Source organism: Candidatus Microthrix subdominans, assembly GCA_016719385.1.
GTDB classification, from domain to species: Bacteria; Actinomycetota; Acidimicrobiia; order Acidimicrobiales; family Microtrichaceae; genus Microthrix; species Microthrix subdominans.
The window spans coordinates 216,563-232,850 of the sequence record JADJZA010000009.1 but is presented as its reverse complement, the minus strand read 5'-3'; the positions used below and the strand labels follow the sequence as shown (position 1 = coordinate 232,850).

The following is a 16,288-nucleotide window of genomic DNA, read 5'->3' as shown; positions in this document are numbered from 1 at the left end:
CGACGGTTGTTGCCCGAGCGGGCGCCGTCGTGAATACTTCGCCTGTGGAGCTGGCGGGAGAATCCGAACCCGACGGTGCCGCAAACCCGCCGGACCTGACCGCCCTGCCGGCCGCTCGGACCTACCGGCTGCAACGGGCGCTCGACTGGGCGGTGCTGATCGCGGCGTCGCCGGTGCTGGTGCCCATCGGACTGCTGATTGGAGCTTGCGTCGGGCTGACTCGCGAGGCCCGGTGCTGTTTCGTCAGCAGCGTTGGGCTCAACGGCGACGATTCGAGGTGTCAAGTTTCGCAGCATGGTGGACGGCGACAACCCGCTGGTGCCCGACCCACCCGCATCACCCGGGTTGGTGCGGTGCTACGCCGCTGGTCGTTGGACGAGCTGCCCCAGCTGCTGAACGTGGCGAAGGGCGAGATGAGCACCGTTGGTCCCCGGCCGACCGTCGCCTCACAGGTGGAGCGCTACACGCAGGAGCAGGCACGGCGCCTGACCGTGCGGCCTGGGCTGACCGGCCTGGCCCAGGTGTCCGGCCGAAACTCGCTGGCGTGGGCCGATCGCATCGACCTGGACCTTGCCTACGTCGACAGCCGGTCGTTGCGGCAAAACATGGGTATTTTGGTGCGCACCGTTTCGACCGTGCTGACCGGCGAGGGCGCCGAGGGCCACGACGCCGACGACCCCATGCTGGCCGACGGCTGATCTGATGAGTCACGACCTGTTGAAGTGGACTGCTCAGTCGGTGACATCGGATCGCTAGGATTTCGCACGCCATGACGATCCCCCTCAAATCGCGAGATCAGCTTTCGGAAGCTGGTGGCGGCACTGCCCAAGGTCCGAGCCGTCTGCCGTACATCCAAGCGATCGATGGGCTGCGTGCGCTTGCGGTCGTGGCTGTGGTGCTCAACCACATTGATTTCCCTGGTATGTCGAGCGGGTTCGTGGGCGTCGACATCTTCTTTGCTATATCGGGCTTCCTGATCACGCGCCAGATCGTCACGAAGCAGGCGGCTGGCTCTCCACAGCAGCTTCGAGAGTTCTGGGCGGGTCGTGCTCGGCGAATCGTGCCGGCCATGGTGCTGATAATCGCCCTGACCTGCTTGGGGAGCGTGATGTTTCTAGCGCCCCAGGAACTCGAGCGCGTCGGATTCTACGGGTTTGCTTCGGATCTCTTCGGAATGAACATCGCTGCGGCGGCTCGGGGGAACTACTTCGACGGGCCACTTCGTCAGTCCCCGTTTCTTCATCTGTGGTCGCTCGGAGTGGAGGAGCAGTTCTACCTTGTCTGGCCGCTGATCCTGGGTCCGTTAGCGCTCGTAGCCGTGAAGAGACTCCGCTGGTCGAGGCAGCGAACCTTGGCGGTCGCACTGATGGTCCTTGGGTTGGGCTCGCTTCGGCCAGCGTGGTCCAAACGACGTCGTCTCCGCTGTGGGCCTTCTATGGACTGCACACGCTTGTACGAGTTCATCATCGGCGGGGCAGCAGCGCTTTCTGGCAATGGAGCCTGGATCGACGGACGGGGCGGCTGTTCACAATCGGTGGGCTGGCGATGATCGTGGCCGCATTCGTGTGGACGCCTGTCGACGCGGGGTTTCCAGGGGCGTGGCCGTTGCTGGCGGTTATCGGAAGTGTCGCCATGATCCTGGGGTTCACCCATGGCCCAGGGGAGCAGGGCTTCTCGGTAGCCGGGATCTTCAGTTGGTCGCCGGTTCGACGGGTCGGTAGGTACTCCTACTCGTGGTACCTCTGGCATTGGCCCGCATTTGTCTTGGTGCTGGCGGCGACCAATGGCAACCAGACCATCGCCCGCATTGCGTGTGTCGCGTCTATACTTCCCGCAGCGGCTTCGTTCCATTTCGTTGAGCAGCGTGTCCGGCTGGCCCCGAGCCTGGTCAAGTCGTCAAGTCGCAGTTTGGCGTTTGGCGCAGCAGCGCTCGGCTTTGGCGCGGCATGTTCCATCGGCGTCGTGCTGTGGGGGCGCCTTGGGGTTAAGGGTCCTCAGGTGGCCGAATGGGTCCAAGCGGAGGAGAGTTACAGGCCCGCCGGATGCGAACAGAACAGTTCGCTGCTGGGGGCAGACGTGTGTCTTGGCGGTTCCGACGAACCGGGCGCTCCGGTCGTCCTACTCGTCGGTGACTCGCACGCGGCGCAATGGATCGCAGCATTCTCGGATGCCGGTCGATCGAACGGCTTTGCTGTTGCGCTGCGCTACTACGGAAATGCCCGGCGGCTCCGCTTGGGCCTTCGACTGCTCAGAAGAACGCCGATTATGACGCGTGCGCCTCGTTCCAAAAGGAGACCGTCGGCCTGCTGGCCAACGATCAAGTGTCTGCGGTTGTCATGACCGATGCCGGGTCATCCCGACGGAAGTTCGACGATATGGATGCTTGGTTCCGCGGCGCTCAAGAACTGGCAGATGCGGCTACAGGAAGAAGAGGTGTCAATGGGCCTTCTTGTCGATAACCCCAACTCGGGCGATCCGCTGCAATGCCTTTCGCGCGACTTCTCAATGGCGGACTGTGCGATGCCGAAGGATGAAGCGCTGGTCGATATCAGTGGCTACTCGGCCGCTGAGATCCAGTTGGTCGACGAGGCGAACGTCGACCGCCTCGACCTGACAGCGATCACCTGCCCGGACGACCCATGCCCAATCCAAGTCGGTGGAACCTGGGTAGCCGCCCGCGACAACCACCTCGCCCGCCAGTTTACGGAACTCCAGGCCGACCGGATCGGAAACTGGGTCGACGAGCTCCTCCGGAAGCGCTGAGTGGTTTGAGCGTCGGTCGGGCATTCGGCCACCCTGCGGCTTAGGGGAACAGCCCGTCGAGCGAGGCGTCGATCAGGCTCGACAACTGTTTGGCCGTGCGTCGGTAGTGCCAGGCCCAGCGGCCCATCGGGTCGGCGATGTCGGAACTCTCGTCGTCGACCAGGATGCGCACCGGATCCCGCGCCTGGTGGGCCAGCGCAATGCGCCGGTGGGCGCCTTCGAGCGGCGTGGCGGCGGACTCGAGCGACGGGTCGGCTTTGGTGGCCCGGAGCAGCGAGGGGAATTCGCCCAACGTGAAGGCGTGGTCGATCGCTTCTGGCAGGGTTTGGTAGACGTCGGACAGGTGGCCGCGCTCCATCACCAGCACCAGGTGGGCGTCGGCTAGCACCTCGGGGCTGAGCTGGGCGCTGACGTGGTTGGAGAGATCGAGCTTGCGGCGGGCCATCGCCTCGACTGCGCCGGGGGTGGCGCCGAGGTTGCCCTTGAGCCGGCCGGCCGATACCACCTTCGCCGGGATCTGGCGTTGCTCGAGCGATCGACGGGCCAGATGCTCGGCCATGGGCGAGCGGCAGCGGTTGGCCGTGCAGACGAACATCAGGCGAAACGGCTCTGCCGACCGGGGGGGCTGCTGGGTCCGGTCGATCCTGAGGGGTGGCGCCCATGGCGTGATCTTCCCATGTTCTGGCGCTGGTAGCGTTGCCTGGCGTTTCTGCTCCACCGTCGCAACCGCCGGAGACCTCCCCACGTGGCATCGCAGTCGCCTGAGAACCAGACACGTCGGACCCGGTCGATACGGCCGGGACGAGCGACGAGCCCCAGCGCAGCGATCACGCAGACGGCGGAAGGCTCGCTCCAGCAGCAGCCCGCAGATCATGGCGGCGGTGGCGGCGGTCGCCGCAGTTGCGGGGGGCGGTGTGGGGGCGCTGCTGACCGACGGTGTGGCACCAACCGGCAACGCCGGGGTTGATGCGGCCGAGCGGGCGGCGCTTGTGGCGCTTGGCGCGCTGGCCGGGTCGCGTGCCCGACGCTGGCCGTTGTTTGTGATCGCCACGCTGGCATCGCTGCTGGCGGAGGGGGTGGGGCTGCCCCTCGGCCTGGGCGCAGTGGCCGCCAGCACCGTGCTGTTGGCCGTCGACCGGCGAAACCGGGCGGTGGGGGCAGTTGCGGGAGCGGCGGTGACGCTGAGCCTGATGCAGCTGCGGCCGGTGGGCCCGCTGGGCTTCACGGTTGATCGGCCAGGTGAACCCGGTCGAGTCGGCGGTGGACAACACCCGGCGGGGCGCCGCAGCAGCGCGCGATGGCGAGACGGCGGCGGCCACCGAGCTGCTGAACGAAGCGGCAGTGGCGTTTGGCGACACCTCGGACCGGCTGGGGGCGCCCTGGCTGGCGCCGGCCCGCCTGGTGCCGGGGGTGGCCCAGAACCTGGAGGCGCTGCGCGCCGGAACGACGATGGGGCGCGACCTCAACAGCAGCGCCGCGTTTGCGGCCACGTCGGTGGACTACCAGGCGCTGCGCCAGGAGGGCGGGGGCGTCAACCTGGCCCAGCTGAAGGAAACCGAGGTGCCGGTGGGGGCGCTGGCGTCGTCGCTGGACGCCGCCGTCGACGGCCTGGCCGACATCGAATCGCCGTGGGTGGTGGCGCCGCTGCGCACCCGCCTGGATGACGTGGCCGTGGAGGTGGGCGACCTGGCCTCCGAGACCGAGCTGGCGCAGCTGGCGCTGGCCGACGTGCCGCCCCTGCTGGGCGCAGACGGGCCACGGCGCTACCTGGTGATGGTGGGTAACCCGGCCGAGGGGCGCGACTTTGGCGGGTTTATGGGCGGCTGGGCGCTGCTGTGGGTGAACGACGGTGCCATCGGCCTGGAGGAATCGGGCACGCCCCGCGAGCTGTATGGGTCCGAACCCGACCGGCAGCCGCCAACACCCGCCGCCTACTTTCCGCCGGCGTTCATCGACATGGCCCCCGGCCGCTACACCCAGAACTGGACGTCGTCGCCCGACCTGGACGTGGTGGCAGCCGCCGCCACCAACCTGATGGAGGCCAACGGACGGGGCCACATCGACGGGGTGATCTACGCCGACCCGGCAGCATTGGCCGAGTTTGTGGCGCTGACCGGGCCGATCCCGGTGCCCGGGACCGTCGCCGAGATCAACGCCACCAACACCGAGGCGTTCTTCACCCGCGACCAGTTTCGGGTGTTGGCACAGAACCCTGAGGGCGACGAGGCGCTTGGCCAGCTGACCGGCGAGATCTTCGACCGACTTGGTTCGGCAGACCTGCCCGGGCCCCGAGAGCTGGGCGAACGCTTTGGGCCGCTGGTGCGCGACGGACACCTGGCGATGGCCACCGGGGAGGACGACGACCGGGCGCTGCTGGACCGCGTCGGGCTGAGCGCGCCGCTGCCGGCGACCGACGGCGACCTGCTGGGCTTCGTCGAGCGCAACAAGGCACCCAACAAGGCCGACGTGTTCCTCGACCGCACCCACACCTACGACGTCGCCTGGGACCCGGACGACGGCGCCCGCATCGCCACGCTGGCCTCGACCTACACCAACACGGTTGGCGACCCGGCCCGGCTGCCGCCGGTGGTGGTGGGCAACCAGACCGACGCTCCGGCGGGAACCCAGATCCGCGAGGTGTCGGTGTTGAGCCCCTCACGCAACGCAAGTCTGGAGGTGGACGGCGAGCGGACCCCGTCTCGCCTGGCGCTGGAGGAGGGCCTCTACCGCCACAGCGTGAGCGTGGAGATCCCGCCCGGGGGCACCGTGGAGCTGCGCTGGCGCCTGGAGGGCACCCTTCCCAGCGGGCCCTACGACCTGACCCTGGTGCGGCCCGCCAACGCTGGGACCAGCGACACCACCGTGGTGGTGCGCGACCTGGACCGCACCGTGATCGACGAGCGGGTGCGCCCCGGGTGGGCGAACACGTGCCCCTGACCTTCAGCCACTGATGGACATCCGATCAGGAGGACCCCCCAGAGACCACCAGCCCACGAGACGACCAGCACGTACTGGTGACCGGCGGGGCGGGCTTCATCGGCGGCAACCTGGCCCGGCGCCTGGTCGAGGACGAACGGGTGACCCGGGTGACCGTGCTGGACGACCTGTCGACCGGACGCCGCGACAACCTGGACGGGGTGGGCGATGCCGACACCCCGGTGGAGCTGGTGGAGGGCACGGTGCTGGACGAGGCGCTGGTGACCCGGCTGGTGGCCGAGGCCACAGCGGTGGTGCACCTGGCGGCGATCCCGTCGGTGCCCCGCTCGGTGGACCTGCCCCGGCCGTCGATGACCACCAACGTGGACGGCACGGTGAACGTGCTGGAGGCGATCCGCTCGGCCGGGGGACGGCCGCTGGTGTTTGCGTCGTCGTCGTCGGTGTACGGGGCGGCCGAGGTGCTGCCCAAGACGATCGACCTGGCCCCGGCGCCGCTGAGCCCCTATGCGGTGTCCAAGCTGGCGGGGGAGTCGGCCGTGCTGGCCTGGCGCCACTGCTACGGCTTTCCGGCCGTGCCGTTTCGGTTCTTCAACGTGTATGGGCCCCGCCAGCGGGCCGGCGACGCCTACGCAGCGGTGGTGCCGGCGTTTCTCGACGCCGCCCTGGCCGGGCGGGACATCCCGGTGAACGGCGACGGGATGCAGAGCCGGGACTTCACCTACGTGGGTGACGTCACCGACGTGCTGGCCGAGGTGGCGCTGGGCGGCCTGGACTCGGCCCGCCCGGTGAACCTGGCCTTCGGGCGGCGCTGGACGCTGCTGGACGTGATCGCCGAGCTGGAGACGCTGTTGAGCCGTGGCCTGGAGGTGGCCTTTGGCCCGGACCGCCCCGGCGACGTGCCCCACAGCCAGGCCGACCCCAGCGGGCTGGAGGCGCTGATGGGCCCCCGCGAGGCGATCGACCTGGCCGAGGGACTGGGCCGAACGGCCCAGTGGTGGGGGGCCGAGGGTACCGATTCGAGCGTTGCTCGGGCACCATCGACGACGTAGACGAACGAGCACGAGAGAAACCTGTTCACCCAAGCGTGACAATGACAGTGAACACCCGATATGCTGCGTCACGTTGCCACTACCGGAGGAAAGCTATGACGATGTCTCGCACGGGACCGACCAAGCGAGTGGGAGCGATGGGTATCGTCGTCGCTGCGCTGGGATTGCTGCTGGGCATGGCCCTCGTGGCGCCCGCCGGCGCCCAGGACGATCCCTATACCGGTGTCGAGAGCCTCGACCTCGCTGAGTGCCCCGAATTTGTACCCGGCCTGACCCTGGTGTCCGGCGAGGTGGCCCCCGGATCCGACTTCGTGGTCGGCGGCGACGGCTACGCCGCCAACGCCCCGATCAACCTGTACGTCTGTTCCACGCCGATCAAGGTGGGCACCGGCACCGCCGACGCCAGCGGCGCCTTTACGGCCCCCGGCTCGATCCCGGCCGACCTCGAGGCAGGCGGGCACGACCTGTTCGCCTACGGCATCGGTGCCGACGGCGAACCCCGCCTGATCGGTCTGCAGTTCGACGTCGAGGAGACGCCGTCGACGCCGAGCCCGCCCTCGCCTCCCGGTACCCCCACTGGGGGAACGACCGGCACGCCAACCGGTGGAACCACGGGCACGCCAACCGGCGGAACCACGGGTACGACCGGCGCAGGCACCCCCGGTGGGGCGGGCACGCCGCTGGCCCGCACCGGCTTCGGCGCCACGCTTCCCTCGCTGTTGGCTACTGCGCTGGTGGTCGGTGGCGGCCTGCTGATGATCACTGTCGCACGGCGTCGCCGAACCAACTGATCGGTTCGATCGAGTAATGCAAGGCGCATCGCCACGTTGGGCTTCGGCCCGACGAGGCGGTGCGCCTTGTTCGCGTCCGGGTGAGCGCTACAGCCGTTCGACGTTGGCGGCGGCCGGGGCTGCCGAGGTGCAGTCGAGCACCCACGGGGCCGCAGTAACGATCGCTTCGAGATCGAAGTCGCTGTGGGGCACCAGCACGACGACGGCGTCGGCTGAGCGTGCAGCCTCGGTGAGCGCAGCTGCGTCGCCGCCGACCGCCGCCACCCCGTCGGGGAACTGCTCGAGGGGCACGTGGGGGTCGGCGATCGTCACCCGCGCGCCCAGCGACAGCAGGCCGGCGACGATCGCCCGGGTGGGCGTCTCGCGGGCGTCAGACGTGTCGGCCTTGTAGGCCAGACCGCACAGCAGCACGTTGCGGCCTCGTACGGCCAGCTCGCGGTCGTTGAGACCGGCCTGGATGCGGCGCACCACGTAGTCGGGCATGTGGTCGTTGACGTCGTTGGCCAGCTCGACGAAGCGAAACGACGTGCCCAACCGGCGTCGCACCCGCCACGACAGGTAGGTGGGGTCGATCGGCAGGCAGTGCCCGCCGACGCCGGGGCCGGGGCGGAAGGACATGAAGCCGAACGGCTTGGTGGCCGCAGCGGTGACCGCATCGCTGATGTCGATGTCGAGGTCGTGGGCAAACATGGCCAGCTCGTTGACCAGCGCGATGTTGACGTGGCGGAAGGTGTTCTCGAGCAGCTTGGTGAGCTCGGCCACCTCGGTGGAGCCCACCGGCACCACCGTGTCGACGAAGGCGCCGTAGAACGCAGCCACCGCATCGGTGGAGCGCTGATCGATGCCGCCCACCACCTTGGGGGTGTTCTCCAGGCGCCAGGTGCGGTTGCCCGGGTCGATGCGCTCCGGGCTGTAGCCCAGGTGGAAGTCGATACCGGCCCGCAGCCCGCTCTTGGCCTCGAGGATGGGGCCCACCACCTCGGTGGTGGTCCCCGGCCAGGTGGTCGACTCCAGCACCACCAGCCCGCCGGTGCGCAGCAGGCCCCCCACCATGGCGGCCGCAGCCTCGACGGCCCCCAGGTCGGGTGCACCGTCGGTGAGCGGCGTGGGCACGGTGATGACCGCCACGTCGAAGTCGTCCAGCTCGACGGCGCTCGGACACCGCCCGGTAGCGGCCGCTGTCGAGCGCGGCCCGCACGGTGGCGGGCGGAATGTCCTCCACGTGGGATCCACCGGCCGCCAGCGTGTCGGTCTTGTGGAGGTCGGTGTCGAACCCGGTGACGTGGAAGCCGGCGTTGACCGCCGCCATCGACACGGGCAGGCCGACATAGCCCTGGCCGACCAGCAGTACCTTCATTTGGGGGATCCTCTGTGTGTTGGACGCCGGGTGTGTTAGACGCCGAAGATGCCGACGAAGCTGACCATCTCGCCCGGGTAGCCACCCAGGTTGTGGGTGAGGCCCAGGCCCCGGTCGGCGGTGGCGATGCGGCGGTCCTCCGGGGCCTCGCCCCGCAGCTGCAACCACAGCTCGTAGATCATGCGCAGACCGGAGGCGCCGACCGGGTGGCCGAAGCTTTTGAGGCCGCCGTCGGAGTTGACCGGCAGGTCGCCCTTCAGGTCGAACACGCCGTCGGTGACGTCGGTGTAGGCCTCGCCCCGCTTGGAGAAGCCCAGGTCCTCCATCAGCACCAGCTCGGTGGGCGTGAAGCAGTCGTGCACCTCGGCCATCGCCAGCTCGGTGCGGGGATCGGTGATGCCCGCCTGGGCGTAGGCGTCCTCGCCGGCGGCCACGCACTCGGGGAACGTCGTGTAGTCGTAGTCGGGGTCCAGCAGACCCGAGCCGTTGCCGGCGACCAGGCTGAGCGCCTTGATGTACAGCGGGTTGTCGCAGTACTTGTGCGCATCCTCGGCCCGCACGATCATCGCCGCGGAGGACCCGTCGGCCACGCCGGCGCAGTCGAACACGCCGAGGCGCCCGGCCACGGCGGGCATGGCGCAGATGGCGTCGACGTCCATCTCCTTGCGGAACTGGGCCAGCGGGTTGCGGGCGCCGTTGTAGTGGTTCTTCGAGGCGATCGTGGCCAGCACGCGGCGCAGGTCGTCCTCGTCGATGCCGTAGCGGCGGGCGTACGCGGGCGCCACCAGCGAGAACATGGCGGCGGCGGTGAGGGTGCGCTGGGTGCCGTCGGTGGGGTACGGGAAGGCGTTGAGGCCCTGATAGCCGCCGTCCTTCACCTTCTCGACGCCGACGGCCAGCGCGGTGTCGTAGGCGCCGGAGGCGACCGCGTAGGCGGCGTTGCGCAATGCTTCGGAGCCGGTGGCGCAGTAGTTCTCCACCCGGCTGACCGGCTTGCCCTCCAGCTTGAGCGGCCCGGCGGCCATCATGCCCGAGGCGCCCGACTGGGAGGTGCCCAGCCAGTAGGCGTCGATGTCGTTGGGAACCAGGCCCACCGCAGCGGTGGTCTGGGTGACCGCGTCCACCAGCAGGTCGTCTGCGCCCTTGTCCCAATGCTCCTTGAAGGGGGTGCAGCCCATCGACACGATGGCGACCTGGTCGGAGATGCCGTGCGAACTCATGATTGCGCTCCCGCTTGCTCGCCGGTTCTGACCAGGCGGCCCTTCCAGAAGTAGTTGGCGATGCCCTCGGCCATGTTGAGCCGACGGAACGTCATCTCCACCTTGGAGCCGACCTCGACCTCGTCGGGGCGGCAGTCGGTGAGCTCCACCGGCAGACGGCCGCCGCCGTCGAAGTCGACGACCGCAAACACCACCGGCGGCGACATGGAGTACACCAGCTTGTCGACCGTGAAGGTGACGACGGTGGCCTGCACGTCGGCCATCGGCGCCGGCTCCATGTCGTCGAGGGCCTGGCCCTTGAACGACACCCGGGCCGGGGGCAGGTGCAGGGCGCCGCTGCTGCGGTCGCGGCTGCCGACGAAGCCGTACTTCCAGTCGGCGTGGCGGGCGGCGGCCGAGGCCGACGGGCGGTTGGGCGGGGGCCGGTTGGGCGGCTGCTGGGTGAGCACGCCGCGCCACGCCATGAACCGGGAGTAGGCGAGGCCGTCGTCGCCGGTGGCCACCTGCTCGGCAATGGTGCGGCGGTCGCTGTGCTCGGCTGTGGAGCCGGTCGCCCGGAAGGCGACGGCGTCGGCGCCGTCGGCCAGGTGCAACACGACAATCGTGGCGCCGGCCGGGTGGCGTTCGAGGGCATCGATGAGGCGCAGCAGCGGGTGGGTGCCGCCGGTGTTGCCGACGGTCGAGGCCAGCGGATCGGCGTCGGCCCCCACCTTGCGGCCGACCGCCTTCACCGCCCGGCCGGAGCAGCCGGTGACGATCAGCTCGGCGACGTCGCCACGGGGCAGGCCCAGGTCTTCGAGCAGCGCGTTGAGCGCTCCCAACGCGGCGGCGGTGAGCTCGCCCTCGCCGAAGCGCTCCTCCCAGGCCCGGGTGTTGGTCTCGTCGGGAAGGCGCCAACGATCGAGGAACTCCCGCGAGGCGCTGGCCGACCCGAGAAACTCGGCGAGCAGCGGGCCGTCGGATTCGTCGCCCAGCAGCAGCGCAGCGCCGGCGTCGCCGCCATCCACCTCGTCGGGCGATCCGGGCAGGCCCGTGCGAATGTCGGCTGCGGCCACCAGCACCCGCTGGGTGCTGCGGGCGGCGGCCACCAGGGCGCCCAGGCCGGAGCGGGCGGCGCCGCCGAAGTCGAGGGCGGGGACGGACTCGTCAAGTCGCAGCGCGGCGTGGATCACCCCGGCGTTGGACTTCTCCAGGTAGGTCGGCTCGGCCGTGGCGAACCACAGCGTTTCAGGTTGCAGCGCCTCCGGTGCTCCGGCCGCTGTTACGAGCGCCTGGCGGCCGGCTGCGACCGCCAGCGTGGAGGTGTCCTCGTCGAAGGACGCCACCGATCGGGTGCCGTTGGCACCGCCGGAGCCGAGGAACGACCCGATGGCGGAGCGTTGAAGACGGGAATGGGGGACCGAAGCCCCGAAGGAGAGAATGCCTCGCACGCCGGGAGGCTAACCCGCAAGCTGACGGAGTGTCAGAAATGCGCCCTGGCGGGCACCGTCCGAGGCCGGCGCCGGCACCCATCCGGGGGCGACCTCGCGGATCTGATCACACAGCACCTCGCACTCCTCCTCGCTGAAGGGGGCGACCGGCACGTGGGAGATCAACGGGTGATGGGGACGGTCGGCGTCCTCGCCGAGCGACAGCAGCACCTCGTGCAGCTTCTCGCCGGGGCGCAGCCCGGTGAACACCACGTCCACCGGTGGGTCGACCTCGTTGGCCAGGCGGTTGGCCACGTCGGCGATCTTCACCGGCTCGCCCATGTCGAGCACCAGCACCTCGCCCGAGCTGCCGACCGCGCCGGCGTCGATCACCAGGCCGCAGGCCTCCTCGACCGTCATGAAGTAGCGGGTGGCGTCGGGGTCGGTCACCGTCACCGGGCCGCCGGCGGCGATCTGGCGGCGGAAGGTGGGCAGCATCGACCCTCGGCTTCCCAACACGTTGCCAAAGCGCACCGACAGGTAGGTGCCGGGACGGCCCGAGTCGGCGAAGCTGGCGGCCAGACGCTCGCCCTGGCGCTTGGTGATGCCGAGCACCGAGGTGGGGTCGGCGGCCTTGTCGGTCGAGACGTTGACCACCCGCTCCACGCCGGTGGCGGCAGCGGCCTCGAGCACGTTGAGGGTGCCCAACGTGTTGGTCTTGAAGCCCTCGTCCGGGTTCTGTTCCAGCAGCGGCAGGTGCTTGAGCGCAGCGGCGTGGAACACCACCTGGGGCCGGTGGGTCTCGAACACCTCGAGCATGCGCTGGGGGTCGCGCACCGAGGCGATGACCAACGCCCGATTGTTCAACAGCCCGTGGCCGTCCAGGGAGAGCTGGAGCTCCTGAAGCGACGTGTCGTCGATGTCGAGCATCACCAGGCTGGCCGGGTTGAACTGGCGGATCTGGCGGCACAGCTCCGAGCCGATCGACCCACCCGCACCGGTGACCAGCACCCGCTTGTCGCTGAGATAGTTGGAGATGTCCATCAGCCCGGTGCGCACCTGATCGCGACCGAGCAGGTCGTGCGTGGACACCGGCTTGAAGTCCTTCACCGTGACCGTGTCGAACAGCTGGGTGACCGGGGGAAGGTTGAGCACCTCCAGGCCACACTCACGGGCATCGCGGCCGATCGCCGCCCATTCCTCGGACGGACTGGCCGGCATGGCCAGCACGAGCACCTCGGCGCCGGTGGCGGCCGTTACCCGGGCCAGGTCGGCCCGTGTGCCGTGCACCGACACCGACCGCACCCGCAGGTTGGCCAGCCGCCTGTCGTCGTCGAGCAGGCCCACCGGATAGAGATCGGAGTCCTCGTTCAACATGGCGTCGATCACCCGGCTGCCCGCGGTGCCGGCGCCGAAGACCAGCGCAGGGCGCTTGCCATCGCGGGAGTTGCCGGCCGCCCGCAGTTGCTCGCCGGACCAGCGCAGCACCAGGCGCACGCCCAGCTGTATGAAGGCGGCCAGGGGGCCGGCCAGCAGCACGGCGGCCACCTGGCGGCGGGCGTCGGTGAGCAACAGCGTGCACAGCACCATGCCGATCGTGGTGATCGTGGCGGCCCGGACGACCCGGTGCACCTCCTCGACCGAGCCGGCGCGCCAGGCCTTTCGGTACAGGCCGGCGGCCCAGCCCGCACCGATCTGCAACCCGGCGGCGAGGAGGGCCAGCAGCAGGGCGTTGCCGACGTCGAACGCCTTGCGGGATTCGACGAAGGCCAGCGACGAGGTGGCGAGCACGGCGAAAAACCACGCCAGCGAGTCGAGCGAGCCCATGACGGCGCGACGATGCACGCCGCCCAGCCGCTCGATGACGGCCGTGGATCTGGGGCCAAGTGGTGATGTCATGAACAAGCCTTTCGAATGCCGCCGCACCCCCCCTTACCGCGTAGCCCCAACCATATCGTCATGGGATGTTTCGGTGCGGAAGTCCGAGCAGACTAGTGCGTGTCCACAGGAGCGAGACGTGAGATTCACTTCTGGTTCGGCGACCCATCCGTCTACAGCCAGCCTGACCGCCGAAACCCTCGATAGAGAGCCGTGCAGATCAGCGCCATGAGGCCGAGGATCAACGGATACCCGTACCGGGAATCCAGCTCGGGCATGTGGTCGAAGTTCATGCCGTAGATGCCGGCGATCATCGTCGGCACCGCCAGGATCGACACCCACGCCGACATCTTGCGCATGTCCTCGTTCTGGCGCAGCGACACCTGGGTGAGGTTGGCCTCCAGCGCCGAGCTGAGCAGCGCCCGAGCGCTGGCGGCCCGATCGATCACGTCGGCCAGGTGATCGGCCACGTCGCGCAGGTAGGGCTTGGTGCCCTCGGGCAGCTCGTCGCCATCCATCAGCGCCGCCACCTGCTCGCGCACCGGGCTGGTGGCCCGCTGGGTCTGCAACACCTCGCGCAGCAGGTAGTACAGCCGCTCGGTGGGTTGGCCGGGCCGAACGCCCTGGGCGAACACCTGCGTCTCCACCTCGTCGATGTCGTTCTCGATGCCGTCGAGCACCGGGCCGTAGGCGTCCACCACCTCATCGAGAATGCTCACCAGCACCGCCGCCGGCCCGTAGTGCAATCGCTCGGGATGGGCCTCCAAGCGGCGGCGCACCGGCTCGAGGCGCACGGCATCGCCGATGCGCACCACGACGACAAAGTCGTCGCCCAACAGCACGGTGATCTGGCCAAACTCCACCTCCTCGGTGGCATCGAGGTAGCGGGCCGAACGCAGCACCATCGACAGGGTGCCCTCGATGCTCTCCACCTTGGGCCGTTCCCGGGGCGACAGGGCATCCTCGATCGTCAACGGATGGATGTCGAAGGCGCGCCGCACCTGGGCCAGCTCGGAGCTGAGCGGGTCGGCCAGGCCCACCCAGGCGAACTCGCGGGGCACGACGCCGCCGCCCTCGGCGGGGTCGTGACCGGCGCCACCGGGTTCGTGCTCGTCGGGGGGCGGGGTGGACAGCTCACCCGCCACCGATTCGGGCGTGCGGTCGCCGCCCAGCCGGACGCCGTCGCGGTAGACGGCGCAGTCGACGATCACGCGGTCGCTCCGGTCGCTCCGGTCGCTCCGGTCGCTCCGGTCGCCCCCCCTGGGCCTGGGTTACAGCCGCTCATAGCCCCGGCGATACTCCCAGTCGCTGACCTCCCGGTGGAAGGCCCGCCACTCCTCGTCGGCCCCGTGGGCCAGGTGGAACATCACGTCCTCGCCCAGGGCCTTCTGGGCCACCTCGGAGTTGCGGAACGCCTCGGTGGCATCGGGCAGGTTCCAGGGCACGTGGGTGAGCGCAGTGTCCCCTTCAGCACCGGCGGCGTAGGCGTTGCCGTCGTAGGGCGGGCCGCAGTCCAGCCCCTCCTCGATGCCGGCCAGCCCGGCGGCGATCACCCCGGCGAACGCCAGATACGGGTTGGCGTCGGCGCCCGGGATGCGGCTTTCGATTCGCAGCCCGGGGCCCGTGCCCACCAGGCGCAGCCCGGCGGTGCGATTGTCGAGCGCCCACACCGTGGCGGTGGGCGCCCACGACTCGGGCTGGTAGCGCTTGTAGCTGTTGATGTTGGGCGCGCCCAGCAGCGTGACGTCGGCCAGATGGTTGACCAGCCCGGCCACGAACGACCGGAACTCGCCGCTCATGCCGTTGCCGGCGTCGCCCGGGCTGAGCGGTGTCTGGCCGTCGAGCGACCACAGCGAGGTGTGGATGTGGCAGGACGAGCCCGGCTGATCGGCGAACGGCTTGGCCATGAACGTGGCCGACTGCCCCTCGAGGTGGGCGATCTCCTTCACCCCGTTCTTGAACACCACGTGGTTGTCGGCCATCTCGAGGGCATCGGAGTAGCGCAGGTTGATCTCGTGCTGGCCCGGGGCCGCCTCGCCCTTGGAGAACTCGATCGGCAGGTTGGCGCCCAGCATCTCATTGCGGATGCGCCGGATGATCGGCTCGTCCTTCGAGGTCTGGAGGATGTGGTAGTCGAGGTTGTACCAACCGGCGGTGCGCGGCGCCCGGAACCCGTTCTCGGCGACCTGCTCGTAGGTGTCGGGCGACAGAAAGAACTCGAGCTCGGAGCCCATCATCACCGAGAACCCCGCCGCTTCGGCCCGCTTCAGCTGATCCTTGAGGATCTGGCGGGGCGACACCGCCACCGTGTTGCCGTCGTGGTCGGAGAGGTCGCACAGCACCAGCGCGGTCGCCTCCAGCCAGGGGATGCGCCGCAACGTCTTCAGGTCGGGGGTGGCCCGGAAATCGCCGAAGCCGGCCTCCCACGTGGCGTACCGGTAGCCGGGCACCACGTTCATCTCGACGTCGGTGGTCAGCAGGTAGTTGCAGGCCTCGACGCCCTCGCCTGCCCGGCCGCCCCGATCGACGACATGGTCGAGGAAGAAGCGAGCGGTCACCCGCTTGCCCAACAGGCGGCCGGACAGGTCGGTGAACGCCACGACCACCGTGTCCAGGGCGCCCTCGGCGGCCTCGAGCGCCAGGGTTTCGAGATCGAGCGGACCGTCGGTGGTCATGGTGTGTGTCTCCCCGGCTCCCCGAATGGTGTCGGTGCTGTCGATGAGCGTCGGCAGGGGAGCACGCAGGCACGATAGCGGCTGAGGCATCCTGGACCTGAGGCCGGAGCGCACCCCGCTTGCCCGGCCCTGGGCCCACATCGGAAGGTGCGTCGTCATGTCACCCGCTCGACCAGCGAACCAGCCGATGCCGGCGGCGGGACCCACGC

13 protein-coding genes and 1 pseudogene are annotated in these 16,288 nt (G+C 69.5%); 7 read left to right on the top strand and 7 right to left on the bottom strand.

Annotated elements, in window-relative coordinates:
- Positions 1 to 95 precede the first annotated feature (95 nt).
- From IPN02_17510 to IPN02_17495, 4 genes are all read left to right on the top strand, one after another.
- Entirely contained in the window at positions 96 to 698 is a 603-nt protein-coding gene (locus tag IPN02_17510; protein ID MBK9298583.1) for a sugar transferase, read from the top strand.
- Positions 699 to 769: 71 nt separating this feature from the next.
- Positions 770 to 1,549, top strand: a complete 780-nt coding sequence (locus IPN02_17505) for an acyltransferase (GenBank protein MBK9298582.1) — start codon at positions 770 to 772, stop codon at positions 1,547 to 1,549.
- Positions 1,546 to 2,340 carry an acyltransferase gene (locus IPN02_17500; GenBank protein ID MBK9298581.1) on the top strand — a complete coding sequence of 265 codons (795 nt, stop codon included), beginning with the start codon at positions 1,546 to 1,548 and terminating at the stop codon, positions 2,338 to 2,340. The genes IPN02_17505 and IPN02_17500 overlap by 4 nt, the downstream gene beginning before the upstream one ends.
- A gap of 39 nt (positions 2,341 to 2,379) precedes the next feature.
- On the top strand, positions 2,380 to 2,763 hold the full coding sequence (locus IPN02_17495) for a hypothetical protein (GenBank protein ID MBK9298580.1): 384 nt from the start codon (positions 2,380 to 2,382) through the stop codon (positions 2,761 to 2,763).
- 40 nt (positions 2,764 to 2,803) lie between these two features.
- Here the strand turns inward: IPN02_17495 and IPN02_17490 are convergent, their stop codons facing one another.
- Complete coding sequence (locus IPN02_17490; protein MBK9298579.1) at positions 2,804 to 3,322, bottom strand: hypothetical protein; 519 nt, start codon at positions 3,320 to 3,322, stop codon at positions 2,804 to 2,806.
- A gap of 680 nt (positions 3,323 to 4,002) precedes the next feature.
- Between IPN02_17490 and IPN02_17485 the strand changes: the two genes are divergently transcribed.
- The 3 genes from IPN02_17485 to IPN02_17475 all read left to right on the top strand — a co-directional run bounded on the left by IPN02_17485 (position 4,003) and on the right by IPN02_17475 (position 7,540).
- Positions 4,003 to 5,700: a DUF4012 domain-containing protein gene (locus IPN02_17485; GenBank protein MBK9298578.1), complete on the top strand. Its 1,698-nt coding sequence runs from the start codon at positions 4,003 to 4,005 to the stop codon at positions 5,698 to 5,700.
- A gap of 74 nt (positions 5,701 to 5,774) precedes the next feature.
- Entirely contained in the window at positions 5,775 to 6,749 is a 975-nt protein-coding gene (locus IPN02_17480) for an NAD-dependent epimerase/dehydratase family protein (protein ID MBK9298577.1), read from the top strand.
- Positions 6,750 to 6,850: 101 nt separating this feature from the next.
- Complete coding sequence (locus IPN02_17475; protein ID MBK9298576.1) at positions 6,851 to 7,540, top strand: hypothetical protein; 690 nt, start codon at positions 6,851 to 6,853, stop codon at positions 7,538 to 7,540.
- Positions 7,541 to 7,627: 87 nt separating this feature from the next.
- Here the strand turns inward: IPN02_17475 and IPN02_17470 are convergent.
- The 6 genes and pseudogenes from IPN02_17470 to IPN02_17445 all read right to left on the bottom strand — a co-directional run bounded on the left by IPN02_17470 (position 7,628) and on the right by IPN02_17445 (position 16,079).
- Positions 7,628 to 8,897: pseudogene (locus IPN02_17470) on the bottom strand (nucleotide sugar dehydrogenase).
- Between the two features lie 35 nt (positions 8,898 to 8,932).
- The gene (locus IPN02_17465; GenBank protein MBK9298575.1) at positions 8,933 to 10,117 is read right to left on the bottom strand and encodes an acetyl-CoA acetyltransferase; all 1,185 of its coding nucleotides are present in this window, start codon (positions 10,115 to 10,117) and stop codon (positions 8,933 to 8,935) included.
- Entirely contained in the window at positions 10,114 to 11,547 is a 1,434-nt protein-coding gene (locus IPN02_17460) for an OB-fold domain-containing protein (protein MBK9298574.1), read from the bottom strand. The genes IPN02_17465 and IPN02_17460 overlap by 4 nt, the downstream gene beginning before the upstream one ends.
- Positions 11,548 to 11,556: 9 nt before the next feature.
- Positions 11,557 to 13,425, bottom strand: a complete 1,869-nt coding sequence (locus tag IPN02_17455) for a polysaccharide biosynthesis protein (GenBank protein ID MBK9298573.1) — start codon at positions 13,423 to 13,425, stop codon at positions 11,557 to 11,559.
- A gap of 152 nt (positions 13,426 to 13,577) precedes the next feature.
- Positions 13,578 to 14,615, bottom strand: coding sequence for a magnesium and cobalt transport protein CorA (locus IPN02_17450; protein ID MBK9298572.1), 1,038 nt, complete (start codon positions 14,613 to 14,615; stop codon positions 13,578 to 13,580).
- A gap of 60 nt (positions 14,616 to 14,675) precedes the next feature.
- Positions 14,676 to 16,079 carry a glutamine synthetase gene (locus tag IPN02_17445; protein MBK9298571.1) on the bottom strand — a complete coding sequence of 468 codons (1,404 nt, stop codon included), beginning with the start codon at positions 16,077 to 16,079 and terminating at the stop codon, positions 14,676 to 14,678.
- Positions 16,080 to 16,288 lie beyond the last annotated feature (209 nt).